Below are 25271 nucleotides of genomic sequence, written 5' to 3'. Positions count from 1 at the left end.
GGCAGATAAGTTGAAGAACCGTATTTTTTCAGGAGCGCAAGCGTGAAAATCAGCGTCAGGAACCTCGAGCCGACCAAGGTGAAACTCACCGTCACCGTCGAACCGGAAGAGTTGAACCCGTATCTCGACGAGGCCCGCAAGGAAATCGCCAAGCAGGTTAACATCCCCGGTTTCCGTAAGGGTCATGTGCCCGGCAAGATCATCGACCAGCGCATAGGCTTTGCCGCCGTCGCCGGCGAGGCCGTGAACAACGCCGTCCCGGAGCTGTATTCCAAGGCCATCGAAGAGAAGGCCATCCGTCCGATGGCCCAGCCGGAGCTGGATGTTCAGGAAGTGCCGCAGTCCGCTAAGGACGAGACCAAGCTGAAGTTCACCGCCACCGTCGAACGCCGCCCGGACTTCGAACTGCCGGCCGTTGAAGGCATGGAAATCGAAGTTGCCAAGGCTGAAGTCACCGACGAAGACGTGAACAAGCGTCTCGAATCCCTGCGTCAGCGCTTCGGCACCCTGGTCGGCGTGGACCGTCCGGCCGCCAAGGGCGATTTCGCCAACATCGACTTGACCGCCGAAATCGACGGCGAAACCGTTGACTCCCAGGAAGGCGTGAGCTACGAACTCGGCTCCGCCACCATGCTCGACGGCATGGATGAGGCTCTCGAAGGCCTGTCCGCTGGTGAAGAGACCTCCTTCGAAGGCACCCTTGAAGCCGGCGACCACGCTGGCGAAAAGGCCCTGATCAAGGTCAAGGTCAACTCCGTCAAGGCTGAGGAACTGCCGGAGCTGGACGACGACTTCGCTCAGGACGCTTCCGAATTCGATACCCTTGACGAGCTGAAGGAAGACATCCGCAAGGCTTGCGGCCGCGACGCCGAAGGCCGTCAGGCCACCGAAGCGCGCGATGCCTTCATCGCCAAGCTGCAGGAAGGCCTGGAGATTCCGGTTCCGAAGGGTGTCAAGGCTGAAATGGTTGAGCAGCAGCTCAAGAACGTGACCGCCGATCCGGCCAAGGCCACCAAGGAGCAGAAGGAAGAGGCCGAGCAGACCGTCGAAAAGGAACTGCGCGACCAGATGGTGCTCGACGCTTTGGCTGAGAAGATGGACGTCAAGGTCTCCCAGGCCGACGTGTTCAACTTCCTTGCTTCCATCGCCCAGCAGTACGGCATGGATCCGAACGCCTTCATCCAGGCCATTATGCGCAACGGCCAGCTTGGCTCCGCTGTGCAGGAAGTCGGCCGTTCCAAGGGCCTGCTCGCCGGCATGCGTGCCGTCGTGTTCAAGTCCGAAGGCGAAACCCTGGACCTGAGCGCTTTCCTCGGTGAAGAAGCTGAATCCGAAGAAACCGAAAGCATGGAAGCCGCCGCTGCCGCTGCAGCCGTGGCCGATGAGCTGGCCGAGGACGCTCCGGCTGAAGACGCTGAGTGAGCGTGACGATTTCGCATTAGCGTAATCTTGTAGTAAAAGGCTTGGAACCGTAATGATTCCAAGCCTTTTACTATGCACGAGAACGTTATGCGTACGGTGGCTCCATAGCGGCCGATCATTGACGCAATCACATACTGTTTGGGAAGGGAATATCATGCATCAGGAAATGAATTGGCGTCGCCTGCTGGGCCTTGCCGCAGCGATGCTGATACTTGGCGTGCTGATCGGTGTCGGTGCGGGATTACTGACCCTGCTTCTGTATGGCGTGGAACAGCTTATGCTCGGCTACGTCGAGAACGCCGCCTTTCCCGGTCCTTTTGACGTGCCGACGATTCGACGCGTGCTATCGGTGACGATTGGCCTGACCATCGCCGGTGTGGTCTGGTATTTCCTACGCACCAAAACCACGAAAGTGCCGTCGGTAAAACAGGCGGTCGAAGGCAATCGCATGCCTGTGTGGCAGACCATCGCTCACGTCGTACTGCAGATTTTTATCGTCGGCTCCGGAGCGTCAATCGGGCGAGAAGTCGCGCCGCGCGAACTCGGCGCAATGCTGGCCGGGCGTTTGTGCGAAATGTTCCATATCGAACGGCGTGCAGGATTCACGCAAGCTGACAGACGTATGATTGTGGCCGTCGCGGCTGGTGCGGGCCTCGGCGGCGTCTACAATGCGCCGCTTGCCGGCATGTTCTTTGCCATTGAAATGCTGCTGGTCGACATCACGTTGGAAAAAGCGGCTTTCGCACTTGGTATGTCGGCGGTTGCGGCCTGCGTGGCCACAGGCGTGAAAGGCCGTCACACCTTCTACGACATTGCGTCAATCCAACAGAATCCGACCATTTCGCTGATGCTGTTCGCCGTGATCATCGGCATATGCTGCGGTATTGCCGGCGCATGCTTCCGCAAAGGTTCGCAATGGGCGGGTGCGCATAAGGCGACCGGTACGACTTTGCTGTGGATGATGCCGCTGGCCGGCGTTCTTACGGGCCTGATCGCGGTCGCTGTGCCGCAAGTGATGGGCAATGGCCGTGCCGCAGCCCAACTTGGATTCAGCGCAGGGAGGTACGGCGCTTCGTCGCCGTGGTCATTGCTCGGTTTCGATGTTGATGTCGACATGCTTACGGTATTGGCGATTTTGGCATTGACCTTCATCGCGAAGGCGGCGGCCACCTTGCTGACCATGCGTGCCGGCGCTTCGGGAGGCGTATTGCAGCCCGGCATTGCTTTGGGCGCGACATTGGGAGCAATGGTCGGGATTGTATGGACAATCGCTTTTCCGAATGATTCCTTGGCGGCCTGTGCGCTGATTGGCGCTGCCGCGCTATTGGCCGCTTCCCAGCAGGCACCGCTGATGGCGATGTGCCTGGTTATGGAGCTGACTGGCGCTCCGATTTCCTTCTTCGTTCCTGTCGGCATGGGCGTCGCGATTTCCTCGCTGACCTCGCGATGGACGTTGGTGAACTGCGGCAGTGAATGCTACGCAGTGAGCGCAAAGCGGACGCCAGGGGCGTTCCCGTCTCTTCAAACGGGTAAAGTAGCACCGTAACGTAATGTGAAAAGGAGACATGGTGGCAGATTTGCTGACATCCTCACCGCGTATGGGCGAGGGCGAAGCCCCGTCCATGGTGGACCCGATTTTCAACAGGCTCCTCAAAGACCGCATCATTTGGATGGGCGAGGAAGTCAAGGATGACATGGCCAACCGCATCTGCGCGCAGATGCTAATGCTGGCCGCCGAAGATCCGAAAAAAGACATCTGGCTGTACATCAATTCCCCTGGCGGTTCCATCACCGCCGGCATGGCCATTTACGACACGATGCAGCTCATCGAACCGGATGTGGCAACCGTCGGTCTTGGCATGTGCGCTTCCATGGGCCAGTTCCTGCTGAGCTCGGGCACTCCGGGCAAGCGTTATCTGACCTCCCATGCGCGTGTGCTGATGCACCAGCCGTCCGGCGGCATTGGCGGCACCACCACCGATGTGCGCATCAACGCTGAATTGATTATGGATATGAAGCGCACATTGGCCGAACTGACCGCGCAGCAGACCGGACACACGGTGGAGGAAATCTATCGCGATAACGAATACGATCATTGGTTCACCGCAGACGAGGCTTTGGCCTACGGCTTCGTGGACAAGATCGTCTCCACTCCGGATACGATCCAGAGCGAAAACAAGGGGGAATGACATGGCAAGCGAAGAAGCGAAATTCGTAGCCCGCGCCGAACGTCTGGCCGGTCCGGCCGGTATCGTCGGTTTCATGCCGTCCGCCGCCCGTGAAGCCGCATTCGCGCCGCAGAACCGCTATATTCTGCCTCAGTTCGAAGAGAAGACGCCGTACGGCTACAAGCGTCAGGATCCCTACACCCGCCTGTTCGAAGATCGTATCATCTTCATGGGCGTGCAGGTGGACGACACTTCCGCCGACGACATCATGGCGCAGTTGCTCGTGTTGGAAAGCCAGGACCCGAACCGTGACGTCATGATGTACATTAATTCCCCGGGCGGTTCGATGACGGCAATGACCGCCATTTATGACACCATGCAGTACATCAAGCCGGACGTGCAGACCGTGTGCCTCGGCCAGGCCGCGTCCGCCGCCGCGATTCTGCTCGCCGCCGGCACCAAGGGAAAGCGTCTGATGCTGCCGAACGCGCGTGTGCTCATTCACCAGCCGGCCATCGACCAGGGTTTCGGCAAGGCCACGGAAATCGAAATCCAAGCCAAGGAAATGCTGCGCATGCGCGAATGGTTGGAAAACACGCTGGCCAAGCACACCGGCCAGGATGTTGAACGCATCCGCAAGGACATTGAAGTCGACACGTTCCTGACCGCTCCGGAGGCCAAGGAATACGGCATCGTGGACGAGGTCCTTGAACATCGCAGCTAGGCCGGTGCCATGATCCGTCGTATGACATGTCACATGATACCTTGACTCGAATACCCCTGACGCAACGCGCCAGGGGTTATTGTTATATGACACGATTCTTTAGCGAAAGGGGCATGATGGGACGCGTGGTGAGCTATGGCGACGACATGCCCAGGTGCACATTCTGCGGAAAAGCCGAACATCAAGTGCGAAAACTGGTAACCGGTTCGGGAGCGGCCATTTGCGATGAATGCATCGCATTATGTGTCGACATCATATCTGAGGAATATGAGCAGGACGCTCAGGTGCAAGCGGCGCAACTGCCCAAACCAATGCAGATCAATGAATATCTGAATCGTTTTATCGTCGGGCAGGACGCCGCCAAGCGCACGCTGTCGGTTGCCGTGTACAACCACTACAAGCGTGTCGGCATGGAAATGCGCGAATCAGCCAATGTGTTCAAAACCAATCAATCCGCGCGAAAGACCATCGCGCGATCCGCAGATCCTCTGGCGGACGTGCAGGTCGCGAAATCGAATATTCTGCTGCTTGGCCCTACGGGTGTCGGCAAAACATATCTGGCGCAGACATTGGCCAAAGTCATGAACGTTCCCTTCGTCATCACCGACGCGACCACGCTGACGGAAGCCGGATACGTCGGCGACGACGTCGAAACCGTATTGCAACGTCTGCTGCAGGCCGCAAACGGCGATGTCGAACGCGCGCAGCAAGGCATCATCTATATTGACGAAATAGATAAAATCGCGCGTAAAAGTGGTGAAAACGCGTCAATTACCAGAGACGTGTCAGGTGAAGGCGTTCAACAGGCACTGTTGAAGATTCTGGAAGGCACTATCGCATCCGTGCCGGTGGAAGGCGAGAAAAAACATCATGAACAGGAAATCGTGCAGATTGACACACGAGGAATCCTGTTCATCTGCGGCGGCGCATTCGTGGGTCTTACCGACATCATCGCGCAGCGTCTGGGCGCGCGAGAAAGCGGTTTCGGTGCCGCTTGGCACAATCACGAAGTACCGCATGAGGAATTGCTGGCGCAAGTCAATGCCGACGATCTGGTCGATTACGGCCTGCTGCCGGAATTCATCGGGCGTCTGCCGGTGGTCAGTGTGCTGCGCGAACTTGAGGAGCCCGATCTGGCCGCCATTTTGACGAAGCCGGAAAATTCGCTGCTTAAACAGTATCAGAAGCTGCTTGCAGTTGACGGCGTGAATCTGACGTTTACGGATGATGCGATTGCCGCCATTGCGCATACGTCGATTGAACAGGGGACTGGCGCGCGCGGTTTGCGTTCGATTATCGAAAAAACATTGGAAGAGACGATGTTCCGTCTTCCCAACATGGATGATGTGTCGCAGGTTATCGTCGACGGGGCGTCGGTGCTGGGAACGGGAACGCCGAAGCTGCTGCGGTCGGTGACAGAGGAGATACCGAGGCGGCTCAGGGCGTGAGGTGAAATGAAAACCGCATAGAACAGGGCCGTCTGACATGGCTGCCATCGCTGGAGTCGGGCAGTGGTTGTACGGGAAACGATGCCGTGTTCTGTGCTGATTGGCGATGTTTCGTACGGGCGCGACACGCCGATTTGTGCTATTCCAAGAATGGATGTATCTTATTCGAGTTGCTTGAAACAAGGCAACATGCGCGAGTAGCCCAGCGGATTAGAGCAGCTGACTACGGATCAGCAGGTCGCAGGTTCGAATCCTGTCTCGCGCACTCACCACGGTGTGGCTGATATCGGTTTCGATATCGCCGCGTGCAGTGGATTGCGCGAGTAGCCCAGCGGATTAGAGCAGCTGACTACGGATCAGCAGGTCGCAGGTTCGAATCCTGTCTCGCGCACTCGCCATTATAGCGAATGTGGCCTCGGCCATATCATCATGATGGATTGCGCGAGTAGCCCAGCGGATTAGAGCAGCTGACTACGGATCAGCAGGTCGCAGGTTCGAATCCTGTCTCGCGCACTTCGCTGTAAAGCATCTTTGGAAATCCTCCCGCGAAAGCGTTGGAGGTTTTTTTGTTTTCCGCTCCGTTCTGTATGCTCTCCCATACCAGCCGTTCAAATGATCGTCGATGCTGCCTGCCGGCAGAACCGACGTATCATAAGCACGGTTTATTCGCCTATCTGTATTGAGGAGAGTCGGAAAGTGTACGATTTCCAATCCGTTGTCGAACGCCGTGGAACCACATCGGCAAAATGGCACATGATCGAAGACGAGATGGGGCCGGGTAATGATGATGTCATTGCCATGTCCGTGGCGGATATGGAGTTCAAGCCGGCTCCGCAAATCGTCGATGCGCTGGTGACCTCCGCACAACACGATATCTTCGGCTACGATTATGCTCCGGACGCCTATTTCGACGCCTTGGTGTCTTGGATGCATCGTCGTCACGGCTTCGATATCAAGCCCGAATGGGTGACGCTGTCCGACGGCGTGATGCCGGCCGTCAATACAGCGTTGCGTGCGGTCACCCGTCCGGGAGACAAGGTCATCATCCAAGGGCCTGTGTATTACCCGTTCACGGCCGCGGCCGAGCATAACGGTCTGACGATTCTCAACAATCAACTGCGCATGGACGACAACGGCCGTTACATGATGGATTTCGACGATTTGGAGCGTAAAGCCGCAGATCCGCGATGCACTGCCATCATGGTGTGCAATCCGCATAATCCGGTGGGACGTGTGTGGACGGAGGACGAGCTCCGTCGTCTCGGCGACATCTGCATCGACAACGACGTAATCGTTCTGGCCGATGAAATCCATGCAGACTTCTTCTATCCGGGCCATCCGGTGACGATGTTCGGCACATTGGGAGAGAAGTACGCGAATCACTGCTTTGAATTCACCGCTCCGACAAAAACCTTCAATCTGGCCGGTCTGCTGTGCTCGAACGTGATTACCGCCAATCCGAAGTTGAAGCAGGCGTTTGAAATCGCCGCCGAAAACATCGCGGGACTTACCGTCAGCCATTTCGGCCTTGTCGCCTGCCAGGCCGCATACGATGAAGCCGAATCCTGGCTGGACGAATTGATGGATGTGCTGTCCGGCAATCTCGCACTGCTGCGTGATTTCGCTGAAAAAACGCCGGGCGTGCGCCTGGTCGAGCCTGAAGGCACCTATTTGGCATGGTTGGATTGCCGTGGCCTTGGCTTCGCTGATACGGACGCGTTGCGTGACTTCATGCGCAATGAAGTCCGTGTCTATTTCGATGAGGGTGTGATGTTCGGCGATGCCGGTGCAGGTTTTGAACGTGTCAACCTCGCCTGCCCGAAGTCGATTCTGACTGAAGTGCTCGATCGTATGGGCGAAGCATTGGAAGCCCGCGTCTGATTTTCGCTGACTGGCCGGTATGCCATTGGATACAATGGAAACCGGTTTATGCGGCCCGTCGTCGCAAGACGGCGGGCATATTGATATGAATTATGTCATGATATGGCCGTGACATGGCAGCGTGGATTGTCGCCGACCTGATTCGGCTCGCATGATTCGGCCGTCATGATTAACAGGGGGAGCGCGTATGGGCAAGAACAGGCGTGGGATATGGGCGACGATACGACGTATTGCGGCATCCGATCGAATCTCCGGTCTGATCATGCTCGGTTTCGCTTTGACTGGTCTGATTCTTGCCAATCTGCCGATGACCGCTTACTTGTTTGAAACGATTGCGGAAACCCATATCGGCATTCCGCATACCAATATCGATCTGCCGGTCGGGCATTGGGCACAGGACGGCCTGCTGACGGTGTTCTTCCTTACCGTCGGCCTTGATTTGAAACAGGAGCTCACCACCGGTTCGCTGGCCAATCCCAAGGCCGCCGCAGTGCCGATGCTGTGCGCCGTCGGTGGCATGGTGATGCCGCCGATTCTGTTCACCCTTGTCGTCATGCTGTATGCGCAGTTCGGCGCCGGCGGATTGGACAATATCATCATCGCTTCGGGCGAAGTCGTACCGTTCACTGATGCCGCGCAGGGGTGGGCGGTGCCCACGGCGACGGATATCGCGTTTTCGCTGGCGGTGCTCGCCTTGTTTGCGAAGGCTTTGCCGGGGTCGATTCGCGCGTTTTTGATGACCTTGGCCACCGTCGACGATTTATTGGCGATTATTTTGATTGCCGTGTTCTTCTCGTCGGTGAACGCGTGGTACTGGTTTATCGGCATCGCCGCTTGCGCGGCGGTCTGGGCGGTGTTGGTGCGCCGACAGCGTGTTCCTTGGGTTGCGGTCGGCATTGTAGGCATCCTGGCATGGGTGATGATGTTTGAAGCCGGCGTGCATCCGACTTTGGCCGGAGTACTGGTCGGCTTGCTGACTCCTGCGCGCGAAGTGTACGGAGAGGAATCGCCTCGCGCGGAACGGTATGCATCCAAGTTGCAGCCGTTCTCCGCTCTGCTGGCGTTGCCGATTTTCGCCCTGTTCGCCACAGGCGTGCATTTCGAATCGATCACGCCCGCATTGTTCGTCTCTCCGATTGTGATTGCGTTGATTGTGGCTCTGGTGGTCGGCAAGCCGTCAGGCATTATGATCACGGCTTGGATCTCCACGCATATCGGAAGACTGAAAATGCCGAAGGGCCTGCGTGTACGCGATATGTTCCCCGCAGCCTGCGCGTGCGGCATCGGATTCACCGTGGCCTTCCTGGTGGCCTCGTTGGCTTATGATGATCCGGAATTGTCGGCGGAAAGCCGTTTCGGCGTTCTGCTGGCATCGTTGATCGCCGCGGCCGTCTCCGGCGTGCTGTTGAACCGCCAATCCAAGAAGTATGAGCGTGAGGCCGCCTTGCAGGCGCAACAAGTCCATGCCGACGACCAGTCGTCGGATAATGATGTCGAAACCGAATCGGTGCTTGACGATGGCAGCATCGCATTCAGCCAGATTATTCACGGAAGGAAGCATCATGGAAACGAACGACGCTAGCACTTCCAACGCCAATCATTCTTCCCCGCTGGGCCAAACCTACCAGCGTGGTCCTGTCATCATGCGCGGGCAGATGATTCCAAAAGACAACACCACCGGTAATCTGCTGCAATCCGATCAGTCGACCGACTGGCTGCATATGGATCCGTGGCGTGTGCTGCGCATTCAGGCGGAATTCGTCGATGGCTTCGGCGCCTTGGCGGAGTTGGGCCCGGCCGTCACCATATTCGGTTCGGCACGCACCAAGCCGGGAGAGCCCGCATATGAGGCCGCATGTCGCATGGGCGAGCTGATTGCGACTAATGGCATTGCGGTTATCACAGGTGGAGGCCCCGGCATTATGGAGGCCGCGAACAAGGGAGCGGCCTTGGCCGGAGGCAAATCGGTCGGATTGGGCATTGAACTGCCGCACGAGCAGGGCATTAACCAGTGGGTGAATCTGGGCATGAATTTCCGTTATTTCTTCGTGCGTAAAACCATGTTCGTCAAATACGCCTCCGGTGTGATCGTCTGCCCGGGTGGTTTCGGTACATTGGATGAAATGTTCGAACTGCTGACGTTGGTGCAGACGCATAAGGTGACGTCGATGCCGATTGTGCTGTTTGGTACGCCATATTGGCAGGGATTATTGGATTGGATTGAAGGGCCGCTGCTTGAACGCGGCATGATTTCGCAGTGGGACCCTGATTTGGTGACCGTTACGGATGATCCGGACGAAGCCGCCTCGATCGTGATCGGCGGCATCCTGGCGCAGCGGAACACCTGATGCGATCATTACGGTCGCCTCATATACGTGAGGCCTGCAAGCGGGGACGCCTGCAGGCCTCAATCATGATCACAATATTGTGCGTAACGTCGCGAATCAGCGCTTCACCGCAATCAGCAATCCCGATCCGGACGGCGTCAATGTGGTGATGAAACGTTCATCCTCTTGCACGACATTAATCAGATTGCGCATGGCGACGGCCTTATCGCTGCGATCGGCAGGATTGAGGACGCCACCATTGGTGTTGGCGGAATCGAATGCGAGCACATCGGTGAACGCGATGAGTCCGTGAGGCTTCAACAGGCGATGCGCCTGCACGAAAGTCGCATCATAATTGGAAGCATCGCCGCCTACGACGATCAGATCGTAGACTCCGCCGTTCAAACGTGGCAGGAACACTCCGGGATTCGCATTGACCGCACGCAACGACGTCTGCGTTTCATCGGATAGTCGGGCGAACAATCGGCGCACCAATGCGATGCCCTGCGCTGAGGAATCCACGGCGGTAAGTTGTCCGTTGCCTTCCATGCCTTCAATCATCTGCAGGATTTCGATAACCGAACCCGTGCCGACGGAGATGACCGACGTGGCAGACGTGATATGTACGAAAGCACGCAGCAGTTCGCCTTGCGCGGCGGGGCCCTGCGGAATGCCGGATTCCTCGGCCCAAGCGCGTACTTCCTGAACCAGGGGTGACTGACGTGCGAACGCACGATCTTCAATATATTCCCAAGCCTGCGCTCTGGTGGTGTATGAAGTCATATCCATAATCGTCACCTTCTTTAACGCGTCAGCGTTCCTTGACTTGGGAGATAAGCTGCCAGATTTCCTCGCCGACATCAATGCCGCGCGGACACTCGCGGGTGCAGGCGCGCACGGACTGGCAGGCGGTGATGCCGTCCGCCGTGTCGATTGCGTCAAGACGCTCATCGGTATGCGTGTCGCGGGAATCATTGATGAAACGGGAGGCCGTAATCAGCGCCGCGGGACCTACGAACGCTTCGCCGCCGGCATATACCGGGCAGCTGCCTTCGCATACACCGCAGGCGATGCAATTGCTGAGCAGCTCATACTTGGCCAGCTGTTCGGGATTCTGCAGATATTCGAATACGTTGATATCGCCCTCGGCGGTTGTGGCAAGCTTGCCATCGGCCTGCAGATAGGGCTTGAGACGCTTGATTTGTTCGAGCATCGGATCGATGTCGGCAATCAGATCACGCAGCGGCGGGAAGCCCGGCAGAGGAGCCAGTTCGATAACGCCCAACGATGAGGATGAAGCATCGGCGGAAGCGTTCGCATCATCCTCCTGCGCCGCCGAATCACCGGTATGACGGAATCCTTCATCATCGACCTGGATGAATGCGTTTTCCGGTTTCGCCCACTGGCCGACCGTGGCGGTGCACAGCAGTGTGGGGGAGCCGTTGATGGCGACCGCGTCGGAACCGCACATGCCATGGCCGCAGGAATAACGGAACGCCAATGTCGGATCAATATCGCGCTTGATCGTCAGCAGACAGTCGAGCACCGTGTCTTCCGGACGGGCTGCGATCGTATACTCCTGAACCCATTGACGACCGCGCGGGCGGCGACGTGCGGAAGCGCCGGAGTCGCCGAACGGCGAGCTTTTCTTGGCGAACGGGCTTGCGGAACGTTCGCGGTTACGCTCGGCGCGCGGAGTGAACCTGTTCACTTTCAACGTCACCGTCATCATACCGTGTTCCATATAGCCTTCACCTGCCTGCCCGAATACAACAAAACGTCATATAGTGTGCCATAAGCCGTGCCCCTTCATCCATCAGTATGTGCGGGCCTGCGGCGGCATGTCGACGATATGCACAGGCTGCCATGCGACGTTGCCGTTCGCGTCGGTCATCGAATGGACAAGGAACCGCGCATCATCACGTTCAGGGAAATCAAGGCGCTTCAGCGAGCCACGGGACTCCTCACGTGCCTCGGACGCCGACAGGACCGCCTCCGCCAAGCCAAGCAGATGACGAATCTCCCAGATCGCGGTGATTTCCTGATTGAACATGGCCGTGGCATCATGCGTATGCAGGGCGGCGGCACGCGGCGTCAAATCATCGCGTAGCGTCGCCAATGCCGTTGCGATGCCGACGGCATCACAACGTACGGCCACCGCACGTTCCATCGCGGCGCCCAAATCCGCCATCAGACGATACGGATTATCGCCGTCGTCTTGCTCATCAGCGGCGTCTCCGGTAGCGGCAAGCAGTTCGGCCACCTCATCGCGACGGGCCTTGGCGGCGCTTTCAACTGGATCCGTCTCATAATCAGATTCTTCACGCATCGGATTGTTCACCGGATCGTCCGCGATGCGTTCAGCCAACGAGGCGCCTGCACGAGTGCCGAACAGGCAGGCGTCCAGTAGCGAATTGCCGCCAAGACGATTTGCGCCATGCACCGAAACGCAGGAACATTCGCCTGCGGCGAACAGGCCGTCGACGATATGGCGTTCGCCATCGGTCCAACGGTAGGTTTCACCATCGGTGGTGATCGGAATGCCACCCATCGTGTAATGCGCGGTGGGCTTGACCGGCACATAGTCCTTCGTCGGATCGATATTCGCGTATTTATGAATCGTTTCGACCACCTGCGGCAGCACATCATTCATATGATCGGCATCAATACCCGTCATATCCAGCCATACGCAATCCTTCGGGCCGTTCGGATCCTTCGGATCGGCGACACCGCGGCCGGCATCCACTTCGGCCATAATCGAACGGCTCACCACATCACGGGCGGCCAGATCGGCATGACCCGGCGCATAACGTTCCATAAACGCCTCGCCGTCGGCATTGCGCAACACGCCGCCTTCGGCACGGGCCGCCTCCGACAGCAGAATGCCGGTGTGCGCGAGACCGGTCGGATGGAACTGCACGAATTCACAATCCTCAAGCTGCAATCCGGCCTGCAAGGCGAGCGCCATGCCATCGCCGGTCAGATCCCACGAATTCGACGTCGTATGGAACAGACGGCCCGCGCCACCGGTGGCCAGCAACACATTATTCGCATGAATCGCATGCGTGACTCCGGCATGCGTGTCGAATGCGACGATGCCGCGCACTTCGGAGCCGTCTTCGGACAATACCAAGTCGGTCACATACCATTCCTCGGCGAACTGCACGCCTGCGGCGACACACTGCTGCCACAGCGCGTGCAGAATCTGATGTCCGATGCGATCAGTCGCGTATGCAGCGCGACGCACGGGTTCGGCGCCGAAATCCTTGGTGTGGCCGCCGAAACGACGCTGAGCGATATGCCCGTCATCGGTGCGGGAGAATGCCACGCCCGCACGTTCCAGATCGATCACCGTTGCCGGAGCCTCCTGGGCGAGCAGCATGGCCGCATCCTGATCGACCAGCCAGTCGCCTCCTTTGACGGTGTCGAAATAGTGCCAATGCCAATCGTCATGCTCTGCATTGCCCAATGCGGCGGCGATGCCGCCTTCGGCGGAGCCGGTATGCGAACGCAACGGCTGCAGTTTGGACACAACGAGAACATTCGGTTCGATTCCGGCGTCTTTCAGGCTTTGCATGCGCTCGCTGCGCAGCAGTCCCAACGCCGCGGACAGGCCGGCGGCTCCAGCGCCGACGATTACCGCATCATACAGATCTTCAACATGCTTCGGACTCATACCCTTGATTGTCGCACAGGGCGGGACGAAAGTCGGTATGTCTGGGTGCCGTCGACGACGGTGACATCACCATTCATCTCCAATTCTCCGAGTCCTTGCATGATGCTGCCAACGGTCGGATGGGTTCGCTGCGAATCATTCAGCAATGCACAAAGCGTATCCGCGGTTGCCGGAATGCGGCGGCGCTCGCAGATGTTGATGGCGTGAAGTATGGCGTTTCTGATGTCGTGTTGTATGTCGTCATCTGACGGCGAGGCGCAGGTGGGGGTTGTTTCGGCGGCTGCGTCGGCGACGTCATCGGCGTTTCCGGATCGGAGTTGGCCGCTGTCGGCAGGAGTGCCATCGGTATCGATATTGCCGGTATCGGCGACGTTGATATCGGCGGTGGCATCGTCTATTGCCTCGTCGTGCCCCATTGCGTTCTTGCCGAGATACGTGTGCGCCGGCATATGCGGTTCGTGGCTGAAAATGCCGTTGTCGCCGCAAGAGCACAGGATGATGGCTTTGCCTTCTTCGATGAGCCGATTGCATCCGGTGTTGTTCGGCATGGTGATGTCGCCGGGAACCGCGTAGAGTTCACGATTCAATTCGTTGGCCCAGCCGGCGGTGTTTAACGCTCCGGACCTGGCCCGCGCCTGAACGATGACGACGGTGGACGATAAGGCGGCGATAATGCGGTTGCGCAGCAGGAATCGGCGTGCCTCCGGAATAGTGTCCGGGCATAATTCGCTGATTAGCGCTCCTCCGTGGACGATAATTTCGTCGAAAAGCCGCTGATTGATTTTCGGACCGATATGGTTGAGGCCTCCGGCGAATACGGCGACGGTCGCCCCCGCGGCTTCGGGCATGGATGTTTGGACGCTGACCGCCGTCCAATGGGCTGCCGCGTCAATGCCCATGGCTCCTCCGGAAATGACCAGATGCCCGTTTCTGCTGGCCTGCCGTGCTATTTCCTGTGCCACTTGGCGCCCGTAATCGTTGGCTCCGCGAGATCCGACGATGCCGATCGGTTTCGGACAGCTGACTAATGCCGATGGATTGCCTCGCCCCCACAGGCACAGGGGAGGAGCCCAATCGGTGCGCACCGTCAGATCATTAAGCTGACGAGGCCAATATGGACTATGTGGGGCGATGATCCACATCATTCCGTTGCCGGTCAGCCAATTGGACAACGCCGGACCCTCCCTATACGGCATCGTCGTCAATCGTTGTCGCCATGATGTCAACGAATGATGGAACGAGGTCATGCCTCGTGGCGTGATCTTGCGCCCCCACCGGGCCAATCCGGTGATGAACGCGTCATCCAGAGCCTTTGCCGCAGCATGGGCCACCAGCGAATTCGTTTCGCAATTCCCGTCAATCAGCAACTGCAGAGCCATGCCCGCGCTGCCCATACCTTTTAACAAGGCCAGCATCATTGCGTCCGCGCCGTCAAGACAATATGTCAACACTGCTCTTGCCAATGTTTCGTCATCCAAAGGAATCCGGCTGTATTTTGCGTCGTCGCTGGGAGCGACACCACCGGTGATGATGCCTCCGGACTTCATGCCATCGGGCGTGACGTTATCAGATGTAGCGCAATCGGATGGAACACCGCCTGCCGGAATACTATCGGCCGCCATAACGCCGTCTGCTGCAATATCGTCGTTCATGATAATCGTGTCCTCATGGAAATGCCCTGCGCCATTTCCTCGGTGCCGGGCGAAACGTGACCAGCCAAATCGGAAAGCGTCCATGCCAAACGCATCGCCCTATCTGCGCCCCTCAGACTCAACCGTCCGCTTTCCAACGCGCGATTGATCATCGACAGCGCCTTAGCCGACGTATTCGCGCGCAACCACGTGCCGGTCGTCTGCGCATTACACGACCAGCCCCACTCCCGATACCGCTCACGGGCCGTTTGCCTGGCGGCGACCACCTGAGCGCGGATTTCCTTGCTTGAACGACGAGGCGTCACATCTTCAACATCAAGCCGTTCGACCGGCGGCACCATCACTTGAATGTCGATACGGTCAAGAATCGGTCCGGAAAGACGGTTGAAATAGCGAATGCGGTCACGCTCGCGGCATGTGCACCGCTCTCCCGTGCCATAGGAGAAGCCGCATGGGCAAGGATTGGCCGCCATGACCAGCTGAAAACGCGCCGGATACAATGTCGTGCCCTTCGAACGAGACAATGTCACATATCCGGATTCCAACGGTTCGCGAAGCGTCTGCAGCACGCGTGCGGGAAACTCAGGAGCCTCATCCATGAACAGAATGCCGCAATGCGCGCGCGTAATCGCACCGGGAACGGCCAAGCCTGAACCGCCACCTGCTAGGGACGAGGTGGACGCGGTATGATGCGGCGCCTCAAACGGCGGAACATCGGTAATGCCATATTCAGCCAACGTGCCACACAGCGAACGGACCGAAGCCACCTCCAACTGCTCCTGCTCGTCTAACGGACACATAATGCCCGGCATCCGAGAAGCCAACATCGTCTTGCCTGTGCCGGGCGGGCCGACCATCAGCAGGTGATGCCCTCCGGCGGCCGCCACCTCAAGCGACCACTTCGTCTGCTCTTGGTCGACCACATCCGCCATGTCGCCGACCTCATGACGAAGACGCTTCTCCGTATCCGGTTCATGGCTGATCTGAGCGTCGGGAAGCCTATAACGCGCATTGCCGCCGAACATTTCAATCAACTCGCCGACATGCCGCACCGTAACGATTTCAAGTCCCTCAACCAGATCGGACTCGTCCGAATTCGATGTCGGAATGATGACGCGGCGAATGCCACGCTCGCGCGCATGCAGCATAATCGGCAACAACCCATGAATCGGCAACACCGTACCGTCAAGATTCAACTCGCCCAGCACAATCGTGTCGGCGACGCAATCGACGGGAATCGCGCCTGCCGCGCTTAACACGCCCGCCGCAATCGACAGATCATGAGAAGAGCCATGCTTGGGAAACGAAGCCGGGGAAAGATTCACCGTGACCCTGGTCTGCGGCCAGGAAAAACCACTGGCCTGACAGGCGGAACGAACACGTTCGCGAGCCTCCGACAGCGACGTATCAGGCAGGCCGATAATCGAAAAATACGGCAGGCCTGGGGAAATGAAAGCCTGCACTTGAATCGTGAAAGCTTTCAGCCCGATCAGGCCCACGGAGAGCGCGCTGCCGATAGCCATCAGAACGCTCCTTCAATATGATGCACCAAGGGAGCTCCGCCTCGCACGACTATGGTCACAACGTCAAAACGCACACCATTATGCGCAAAACGATGATCCGGTTCCATAAGCCACTGCACCGCCGCATGCCTGAGATTGCTCTGCTTGGCGGTGGTCACCGCCTCCTGCGGCACCCCGTAGCGCAATGTCCGCCGGGTCTTGACCTCGACGAACACGATGACGCGCTCCGGATTTAGCGAAACGACATCCAATTCTCCGAAACGAGAACGCCAATTGCGATCCAACGTCCGCCACCCCTGCGACTCCAGCCATGCGGCCGTGTATTGCTCGCCAAGCTCGCCCAATTGCCGAGCCGTCAGCGTGCTATCATGCAGCCGTTGCTCCATATCGTCGATTCGCCGTCGAATCTCATCAAGTTCATAAATCCGCGTATCCATACATCAAGTGGAACAGAACCCGATTTGTTTTGACAAGGGCAACTGGGCATTGTGGACGAAGAGACGTTTCGGCCCGCGTGTCGTGGATAGGATGTGGATAATTTTCGACTATCCACACCTATGCACGGCGTGCCCCGGAAACTTTGATGGCGTATGTATCCACCTCTATGCCGCCCATTCGAGCAGCAAACGCCTACTTCTTTGATGGCTGACGGTTATGCAGTACGCCGAAAATCACCAGCATGGCGATGGCCTCGACAGCGGCGAACCCTACCAGCAGCATAAAAGCCTCCTGCGTACCGGCTTCAGTGGCCTGAGCCAAATCAGACGGCATCGCAGCCTGGGCCGAGGCGACCACCGTGGACGCAATGGCAGTGCCGATGGCTCCGGCGAGCTGTTGCGCGGTGTTGATAATCGCATTGCCGTCGGCTTTTTGTCCAGGCTGCAGATGAGACAACGCATTCGTCATGTTCGTCGGCATAGTGGTCGCCATCGCCAGTGAGTAGACAAAATAAATGACGATGATAATCGCCGACGTGAGCAACGGTGTGCAGACCGCAAACGCAATCGTAGCGCACGCAATGCCCATGCATCCTGCGATCAGCGGCTTCGCGGCGCCGAAGTGGTCTAATATCCCACCGGCGAACGGTGAAATAACAGCGCCGGCAAGACATCCCGGCACCAACAGACATCCAGCGATGAACGCGTCGGTGCCTTGCGTAAGCTGCACGAAGTTCGGAATAAGAAAGCCCAAACCCAAGGTGATGAACTGAACCATCAACACGGCCAGAACGGACAGTGTGAACACGGGGGAACGGAATACACGCACGTTGAGAATCGCATCCGATTGACGCAGCGAATGCCGGAAGAATACTGCAAGCGAAACAATGGCGAGTGTGAACAGTCCGATCACTTCCATGCTGAGCCAGCCGGCGTCTGAAGCTGTATTGGCTGCGAATATGATGCCGGCGAAGCCGATGGCCAGCATAATCAGGCCGGCGGTGTCGAATGGCGGGCGGCTGGTTTCGCCGACTTCACGAATGCAGGCCAGTCCAGCGATCAATGCCACCGCGATCAACGGCGCAAGTACCCAGAATACGGCACGCCAGTTGAACGTGCTGACCAGAAAACCGCCGACGGACGGTCCGATTGCCGGTGCGCTGGCGGGAATCAGATTACCGACGCCAACCATCAGGCCAAGATTGCGCAGCGGAACCTGCTCGAAAATGATGTTGAACATCAACGGCAACGCCACACCGGTGCCCACGCCCTGAACCAGGCGGCCGATCAGCAGCATGATGAAATTCGGGGCTAGCGCGGCGACAAGCGTGCCGATAAGAAAGCTGAATCCGCCGAGTGCGAAGATCTGTTTGATGGTGAACCGGCGGTGCAGATATGAGGATGTCGGGATGACGATGGATAGAACCAGCAGATATCCGGTGGTGATCCATTGCACGGTGGCGGTGTCGATATTGAATTCATTCATTAACGTGGGGAATGTGACGTTCATCGCCGTTTCGACGACGACGCCCGCGAATGACATGATTCCCGCCGCGATGATGGAAACGACGAGTTTCGTGTCAAGTATCCGTTCATATACCATTGATCGACCACTTCTATCCGAATGTGTTACCGAAGGAGTTATCTAGCACAATTTTTTGAAGTGAAATTCATACGTTCGAAACAAAAGCAAAAAGGTTGACGTTCCCTTTCGAAAACGCCAACCTCTGGAAGTGGTTACCGGCTTGTGACGGCCGGCGATGAGCTGTCAGCCGACCAGCGAGGTCAGCTCGCTGAGATTCAATTCGAAGCTGACGCCACGCTCCTCATGATGTGGCTGGTTCTGCGTGCTGATCATCGCATTGCGCACGAATTCTCCGGCCACGCGGGCGGCTTCGTCGAGCGGCCGGCCGGCCAGCACCGCGCCGCACAGGGCGGAGGCGAACGCGTCGCCGGTGCCATGAGACATGAACGGCAGTTTCTCATGCGCCAGCTCAATGCGGTTTTCAGCGCCGGATTCGGCGGAAGCCACATAGTTGCGCAGCATGCCGTCCGCACGGTCGATGCCCTTCAACACAACATGCTTCGATCCCAGCTTGAGCAGCGCGTCGAGCATGTCGGTGACTTGCGCGTCATCGAGATTCTGGCCCGGGTATTCACGGCCGGTCAGAATGGAGGCTTCAGTCAGATTCGGCATCAGAACGTCGGCGCCATCCGCCAGAGCGCCCATTGCCTCGCACAGTTCCGGCGTGTAGGTCGAGTAGATTTCACCACCGTCGCCCATAACCGGGTCGACCAGACGCAGCGCGTTCGGATACTCCTCGTACAGGCGCTGGATCAGAGCCACCTGTTCGGCGGAGCCGAGAAAGCCGGAGTAGACGCCGTCAAGCTCGACGTTCTCCTGCTTCCACGCGTCAAGATAGCCGGACAGGATATCGGTGGTGTCGTGGAAGGTGTAGACCGAGTATCGCGTGTGGGCGGAGAATAGCGCGGTCGGCACCGGGCACACGTCGCAGCCTGCCGCGGAAAGAATCGGGATCGCTGCAGTCAGCGAGCATTTGCCGTAGCCGCACATGTCATGTACGGCGGCGACGCGCGGAATATAGTTCGGATCACGCTTATACAGGGTCATATCGGTCATGGAGCGTCCTTTCATTGCCTGATGCGGCCGCTTGTTCTCTCTTCAATCGGATTGGTCGCATTCGTCATCCCGTTTCACGACTTTAGCCGTGAATATGCGCGTTGTGTTGCATGCGTCCGTATTAAGGCCGCGTGTCCTGAAGTGAAAAACACTGTTTTGCCGGCGTGTCGCAGTCGGAAACAGTGTGATGCGCGTCTCATCGGATTGCTGTCGCATCTGTGATGACGCCCCTTGATAAAGGGCTATAAGCAAGTCCGATAGCGATGTTCTTGCGGGCGGCGCCGCCATACCCGTATCGTCGACGGCAACATTGCGGCGACGCCGATCGGCACGACAAAAGAGAAGGACGTGATGATGACGATTCGATCAGATCAGCGGCATTTTGAAACATTGCAGCTTCACGCCGGCCAGGAACAGGCCGATTCGGCCACGGACTCGCGTGCGGTGCCGATTTACCAGACCGCCAGCTACGTGTTCCATGATTTCGACCATGCCGAAGCGCGTTTCGCATTGTCGGAGCCGGGCAACATCTACGGCCGTCTGACCAACCCGACGCAGGAGGTGTTCGAAGAGCGCATCGCCGCGTTGGAAGGCGGATGCGCCGCATTGGCGGTCGCTTCCGGCGCGGCGGCAGTCGAATATGCGATTCGCAATATCACGCAGGCCGGTGACCATATCGTCGCGGCCCGTAATATCTACGGCGGCACCTACAACCTGTTGAGCCATACGTTGCCGCGTGACGGCGTGAACACGACGTTCGTTCCCGTTGACGATCCGGATGCGTTCGAAGAGGCGATCGACGACAATACGAAGCTTGTGTATGTGGAGACCTTCGGCAATCCGAATGCGGATTTATGCGATTTCGAACGATTGAGCGACATCGCGCACCGTCATCATCTGCCGCTGGTCGTCGACAACACCTTCGCCACGCCCTATTTGTTCCGCCCATTGGAGCACGGCGCCGACATCGTGGTCGAATCGGCCACGAAGTTCATCGGCGGACATGGCACCACATTGGGAGGCGTCATCGTCGAAGGCGGCAGGTTCGACTGGTCGGCGTTGCCCGGCAAATTCCCGACGTTGAGCGAACCGGATCCGAGCTATCACGGATTTGTGTTCCATAAGGCGCTTGGCGCCGGTGCGTTCGTCACCCGCATTCGCTCCGTGCTCTTGCGCGACACCGGCGCGACACTGTCGCCGTTCTCCGCCTTCCTGCTGTTGCAGGGTGTGGAAACCCTGTCGCTGCGCGTCGAACGTCACGTGTCCAACGCGTTGAAGGTCGTGGAATACCTGCAGACCGTGCCGCAGGTCGTTTCTGTGTCGCATCCTTCCATCGAAGGACGTGCCGACCATGAGCTGTATACGAGGTATTTCCCCAACGGCGCAGGTTCGATCTTCACCTTCGACATCGCCGGCGGCAAGGACGCGGCACGCGTCTTCATCGACAACCTGCACCTGTTCAGCCTGCTGGCGAACGTCGCGGACGCCAAGAGCCTGGTGATTCACCCGGCCTCCACCACGCACTCGCAGCTGAACGAGCAGGAACTGGTCGAACAGGGCATCTCCGAGGGGACGATTCGCCTGTCTATCGGCTTGGAACATATCGACGACATCATTGCCGATTTGGACGGCGCGTTCGCCGCGGTCCGGGAAGCGGGCTTCACTGCATAACGACCGGATCGTGCCGCTGCATGAATCACGGCAGACAGGGGCCGCTCATCCTCAAGGATGAGCGGCCTTTCATATTCCATCCCGCCGCACGATACTGCCGTCGTCGAATATCACATACGTTGGAATCATCAGCCGGACGACTGTGATGTTTTATGAGATTTCCGGCGCGTTGCAAGACCAGAGAAGGAGCGATCATGCAAGCCGATAGTCAGACCAATATCATGGGCGCCGCATATCCGGGGGTTTCCGTAGCCCGTCCGGCGGCGATCGAAGCGGTCGGACTCAGCAAGGATTACGGCCGGGGCGAAAGCGTCGTGCACGCATTGCGCGACGTGAACATCAGATTCGAACGGGGACGTTTCACCGCCATCATGGGGCCGTCCGGATCGGGCAAATCCACGCTTATGCATACGCTGGCGGGATTGGATTCGGCCACATCCGGACACATCATGTTCAATGGCGGCGACATCACCGCAATGAACGACAATCAGCTGACCAAATTGCGCCGAGACAACATCGGATTCATTTTCCAAAGCTTCAACCTGCTGCCGATGTTCACCGCCGAACAGAACATCATCATGCCGTTGACGCTGGCCAGCCGCAAACCCGACCGCCAATGGTTCGACATGCTGGTCTCCACGTTGGGGCTGAAGGAGCGTTTGCACCATCGTCCGAGCGAACTGTCCGGGGGCCAGCAGCAGCGCGTCGCCATCGCCCGCGCCCTGATCGGCAAGCCTTCTCTGGTCTTCGCCGACGAGCCGACAGGCAATCTCGATTCGGCATCCAGCGCCGAAGTATTGGGCTTTCTCAAACATTCGGTCACGGAATTGGGACAGACCATCATCATGGTGACCCATGATGCGGTCGCCGCCTCCTATGCGGATCGGGCCATCATCTTCGCCGATGGTCATATCGTCGCCGACGAGGAGCGTCCGACCGCCGAACGGATGAACGAACTGCTGATGGCCGAACGCGAACACGCCGCGCGCGAGTGCTGAAAGGAGGCCATATCATGTGGTCCGTCACAGTGAAACTGATGCGCAAAAATCTCACAATGCTCATTCCCGCAGGGATCGCCATCCTGATTGGTACGGCATTCATCGCGGCGACACTTCTGTTCGGCAACACGATGGGCGATTCCTTGGGCCGCCAATTGACCGCCCCATACGCGCAGGCGAATTACCTTGTCTCCGTCGCAGACCTGGACGGTTTGAACGATGACGAGATCAGCGCGGTCTATTCGACCACCGTCAAGGATTTCCAACTTGACCACATCCGCGATATACCAGGCGTCAACGATGTGCGCGCCGATGCCGCGAACGAGCTGGACATCACCACCGGCGACGATCGCCACGCCAGCGGCTATGCGATATCCACGTCCGACGACGCTTCACTGCTGTCCGTCGAGATCATGGACGGCACACAGCCCTCCGGCAGCAACGAGATCGCATTGCCCGGCAGCATGGCCGACCAGCTTGGAGTGAGTATCGGAGACGTGATCGATATCGGATCGCAGGTCGCCTCCGATCAGTCCGATACCGTCGATCACAGCGTGTGCATCGTCGGATTGACCAAGGATCCCGCGGGCGCCTACGGATATTACGGCGGCGCTTCAATAGTGTCGGACGATGTGATGGCCTATCTGCATGGCGTCGCGGATTTCGACGATGTTCCCGTCACGATGCTGCTGCTTGATCTTGAAGACGGCGACAGCGAATCGTTGGCTGGCGTCATCAAAGAAGTGAAGACGGTATTGCCGGCGAACTATACGGTCGAAAGCCGTCAGGCGGTGGCGGATCAGGCCATTCAATCGTTAAGCGCAGGGTCGGTCGATATCACCACGACGTTTCTGATGATGTTCGGCGTTCTCGCAATGTTCGTCGCCGCCTTGGTCATCGCCAACACCTTCCAGGTATTGGTCGCCCAACGTCGCCGTACGCTTGCGCTGCTGCGCGTCATCGGCGCGAGGAAAGGACAATTGCATGCCTCCGTACTGGCCGAAGCCGGACTGCTCGGCCTTGTCTCATCGCTGTTGGGTGTCGGTGTCGGCGTCGGGTTGATGGCGGTGGTCTGCAGCGTCGTTTCGGCGCAACCTGCCGGTATGAGACTCAATCTGATCCTCGACTGGCGCATATTCGTCATACCGGTGGTGTTCGGCATCGCCACCACCATGCTCGCCTCACTGGGGGCGGCGCGCGCGGCCACCGCCGTCAGCGCATTGGAGGCACTGCGCCCGATTGAATTGACCGATACGCGTAAAGCAGGTCGCATTCGCGCCGCAATCGGATTGTTGTCGTTACTGTCGGGCGTGGCGATGGCCACGTTCGCGGTTCGACAATTGACCGACAATCTCGGCAACGACGATTTCCTCAACAACAGGTACGCGACATTGCTGCTCACCGCTGTCGCAGGAGCGGCGTTCATCTTCCTCGGCGTCGTATTGACCGCGGTGTTCTGGATGCCGGTGCTGATGAAAGGCGTCGGCGCGATCGCAAGCCGCCTTGGCCCGTCCGTGAAAATCGCGCATGCGAACATCCAAAAGAACCCCCGTCGTATCGCAGCCACGGGCACGGCCCTGTTGATCGGTGTGACCTTGGTTTCCACCATCGCCACCGGAGCGGCCAGCGCCAAGGAAACGATGGGCAACGCGTTGTCCAGCCGCTACAGCGTCGACATCGTCGCCACCGGCATAAACGTGCAGGAGGCCGACGACATCAAATCCATTGACGGCATCGGACAAACCCTGTACGCGCCCACCGCGACCGCGACCATCGACATCGGCGAGGAACAAAGCCGGTCCGTGATGCTCGTCGGCATCGACGACATCAATCAGCTCGCCGGAGTCATGAACGCCGACCTGTCCGGTGTCGAAATGACGCCTGACGGCGTGCTGCTGCCCCAATACGCCGCCGACGATGGAGAAGACCTCAGCCGACTGGCTGATACCAGTGTCGACGTCGCCCCGGTTGACTGGGCGAGCGGGCAGGAAGGCAGGACGCTGCCTCTGCATGTGCAGGTGGCCGACTATCGGAACGTCGTGAACGCCTACAGTATGGTCGCTTTCGTTGACGCCGCGCATTTCGCGAACGGAGACCTGGAAGCTACCGGGCATCTGATGCTGATTTCGGTCGATGAATCCGTCGGAGCCACGCTCAACGACATATTCCTCGACGTACAACATGCGCTCGAACGGAATTCGGACGCGCAATTGGCCGGACCGATCGCCGAACGTACCCTATGGAACCAGCAGATCGACTCGGTCATGCTGCTGCTGATCGGATTGATCGCTGTCGCCGTGCTGATCGCCCTGGTCGGCGTGGCCAACACATTGAGCCTGTCGGTTATCGAACGCACACATGAATCCGCGACGTTGCGCGCCATAGGCATGACACGCGGTCAGCTGCGCCGATCCCTGGCCGCGGAAGCATTGCTGATTGCACTCGTCTCCGGCGTGACCGGCATCATTCTCGGCACCGCATTCGGATGGCTCGGCTCCTATATGGTGTTCAGCCTTTACGACACGATACGACTGCCATTCGAATGGGCGTACAACGGCATCATGCTCGCGGTGGCCGCCATGGCCGCACTGCTCGCCAGCGTCGTGCCCGCGCGACGGGCGGTCAAAGCCTCGCCGGTCGAAGCGCTCGCCGAAAACTGACGGACGTCGGGCGTGCACGTATGTATATGACGGCGCACGATGA

General features: G+C 58.4%; 19 protein-coding genes and 3 tRNA genes. 14 read left to right on the top strand and 8 right to left on the bottom strand.

The window, feature by feature from the left end; all coding sequences use genetic code 11:
* Positions 1-42 precede the first annotated feature (42 nt).
* The 11 genes from tig (at position 43) to AC1AWD_RS04825 (ending at position 9991) form a co-directional block, all read left to right on the top strand.
* On the top strand, positions 43-1422 hold the full coding sequence (tig, locus tag AC1AWD_RS04875) for a trigger factor (RefSeq protein ID WP_476564165.1): 1380 nt from the start codon (positions 43-45) through the stop codon (positions 1420-1422).
* 154 nt (positions 1423-1576) lie between these two features.
* Positions 1577-2968: a chloride channel protein gene (locus AC1AWD_RS04870; protein ID WP_476564164.1), complete on the top strand. Its 1392-nt coding sequence runs from the start codon at positions 1577-1579 to the stop codon at positions 2966-2968.
* 19 nt (positions 2969-2987) lie between these two features.
* Complete coding sequence (locus AC1AWD_RS04865) at positions 2988-3611, top strand: ATP-dependent Clp protease proteolytic subunit (RefSeq protein WP_476564163.1); 624 nt, start codon at positions 2988-2990, stop codon at positions 3609-3611.
* Between the two features lies 1 nt (position 3612).
* Entirely contained in the window at positions 3613-4314 is a 702-nt protein-coding gene (locus AC1AWD_RS04860) for an ATP-dependent Clp protease proteolytic subunit (protein ID WP_476564162.1), read from the top strand.
* A 116-nt stretch (positions 4315-4430) separates the two neighbouring features.
* A complete protein-coding gene (gene clpX, locus AC1AWD_RS04855) occupies positions 4431-5762 on the top strand; it encodes an ATP-dependent Clp protease ATP-binding subunit ClpX (RefSeq protein ID WP_476564161.1) in 1332 nt (443 codons plus the stop codon).
* Positions 5763-5953: 191 nt separating this feature from the next.
* A tRNA-Arg gene (locus AC1AWD_RS04850) sits at positions 5954-6027 on the top strand.
* Positions 6028-6079: 52 nt separating this feature from the next.
* Positions 6080-6153: transfer RNA gene (locus AC1AWD_RS04845), tRNA-Arg, on the top strand.
* Positions 6154-6201: 48 nt separating this feature from the next.
* A tRNA-Arg gene (locus AC1AWD_RS04840) sits at positions 6202-6275 on the top strand.
* Positions 6276-6458: 183 nt separating this feature from the next.
* Positions 6459-7643, top strand: coding sequence for a MalY/PatB family protein (locus AC1AWD_RS04835; RefSeq protein ID WP_476564159.1), 1185 nt, complete (start codon positions 6459-6461; stop codon positions 7641-7643).
* A 187-nt stretch (positions 7644-7830) separates the two neighbouring features.
* Entirely contained in the window at positions 7831-9225 is a 1395-nt protein-coding gene (locus AC1AWD_RS04830; protein ID WP_476564157.1) for a Na+/H+ antiporter NhaA, read from the top strand.
* The gene (locus AC1AWD_RS04825) at positions 9206-9991 is read left to right on the top strand and encodes an LOG family protein (protein WP_476564156.1); all 786 of its coding nucleotides are present in this window, start codon (positions 9206-9208) and stop codon (positions 9989-9991) included. The genes AC1AWD_RS04830 and AC1AWD_RS04825 overlap by 20 nt, the downstream gene beginning before the upstream one ends.
* 96 nt (positions 9992-10087) lie before the next feature.
* On the opposite strand, the gene AC1AWD_RS04820 is transcribed toward AC1AWD_RS04825, so the two are convergent.
* The 8 genes from AC1AWD_RS04820 to AC1AWD_RS04785 all read right to left on the bottom strand — a co-directional run bounded on the left by AC1AWD_RS04820 (position 10088) and on the right by AC1AWD_RS04785 (position 19899).
* A complete protein-coding gene (locus AC1AWD_RS04820) occupies positions 10088-10759 on the bottom strand; it encodes an O-methyltransferase (protein ID WP_476564154.1) in 672 nt (223 codons plus the stop codon).
* A 22-nt stretch (positions 10760-10781) separates the two neighbouring features.
* Positions 10782-11714 (bottom strand): succinate dehydrogenase/fumarate reductase iron-sulfur subunit, encoded by a 933-nt coding sequence (locus AC1AWD_RS04815; RefSeq protein WP_476564153.1) that lies wholly within the window; start codon positions 11712-11714, stop codon positions 10782-10784.
* Positions 11715-11786: 72 nt separating this feature from the next.
* Positions 11787-13646, bottom strand: coding sequence for an FAD-dependent oxidoreductase (locus AC1AWD_RS04810; RefSeq protein ID WP_476564151.1), 1860 nt, complete (start codon positions 13644-13646; stop codon positions 11787-11789).
* Positions 13643-15064, bottom strand: coding sequence for a DNA-processing protein DprA (gene dprA / locus AC1AWD_RS04805; protein ID WP_476564598.1), 1422 nt, complete (start codon positions 15062-15064; stop codon positions 13643-13645). The genes AC1AWD_RS04810 and dprA overlap by 4 nt, the downstream gene beginning before the upstream one ends.
* Before the next feature lie 230 nt (positions 15065-15294).
* Positions 15295-16821, bottom strand: a complete 1527-nt coding sequence (locus AC1AWD_RS04800) for a YifB family Mg chelatase-like AAA ATPase (protein WP_476564149.1) — start codon at positions 16819-16821, stop codon at positions 15295-15297.
* Positions 16821-17258 (bottom strand): YraN family protein, encoded by a 438-nt coding sequence (locus tag AC1AWD_RS04795; RefSeq protein ID WP_476564147.1) that lies wholly within the window; start codon positions 17256-17258, stop codon positions 16821-16823. Before AC1AWD_RS04795 ends, AC1AWD_RS04800 begins: the two co-directional genes overlap by 1 nt.
* Positions 17259-17451: 193 nt before the next feature.
* Positions 17452-18861: a DHA2 family efflux MFS transporter permease subunit gene (locus AC1AWD_RS04790; RefSeq protein ID WP_476564146.1), complete on the bottom strand. Its 1410-nt coding sequence runs from the start codon at positions 18859-18861 to the stop codon at positions 17452-17454.
* 165 nt (positions 18862-19026) lie between these two features.
* Positions 19027-19899 carry a pyridoxamine kinase gene (locus AC1AWD_RS04785; protein WP_476564144.1) on the bottom strand — a complete coding sequence of 291 codons (873 nt, stop codon included), beginning with the start codon at positions 19897-19899 and terminating at the stop codon, positions 19027-19029.
* Between the two features lie 354 nt (positions 19900-20253).
* On the opposite strand from AC1AWD_RS04785, the gene AC1AWD_RS04780 reads away from it, so the two are divergent.
* The 3 genes from AC1AWD_RS04780 to AC1AWD_RS04770 all read left to right on the top strand — a co-directional run bounded on the left by AC1AWD_RS04780 (position 20254) and on the right by AC1AWD_RS04770 (position 25228).
* Complete coding sequence (locus tag AC1AWD_RS04780) at positions 20254-21570, top strand: O-acetylhomoserine aminocarboxypropyltransferase/cysteine synthase family protein (protein ID WP_476564142.1); 1317 nt, start codon at positions 20254-20256, stop codon at positions 21568-21570.
* A gap of 221 nt (positions 21571-21791) precedes the next feature.
* The gene (locus AC1AWD_RS04775; protein WP_476564596.1) at positions 21792-22568 is read left to right on the top strand and encodes an ABC transporter ATP-binding protein; all 777 of its coding nucleotides are present in this window, start codon (positions 21792-21794) and stop codon (positions 22566-22568) included.
* 14 nt (positions 22569-22582) lie between these two features.
* Positions 22583-25228, top strand: coding sequence for an FtsX-like permease family protein (locus AC1AWD_RS04770; protein ID WP_476564140.1), 2646 nt, complete (start codon positions 22583-22585; stop codon positions 25226-25228).
* The last annotated feature ends 43 nt before the right edge of the window (positions 25229-25271 follow it).

The organism is Bifidobacterium sp. LH_512, assembly GCF_056356435.1.
The sequence above is the reverse complement of the archived record's forward strand: the minus strand, read 5'-3'. Positions and strand labels throughout refer to the sequence as shown.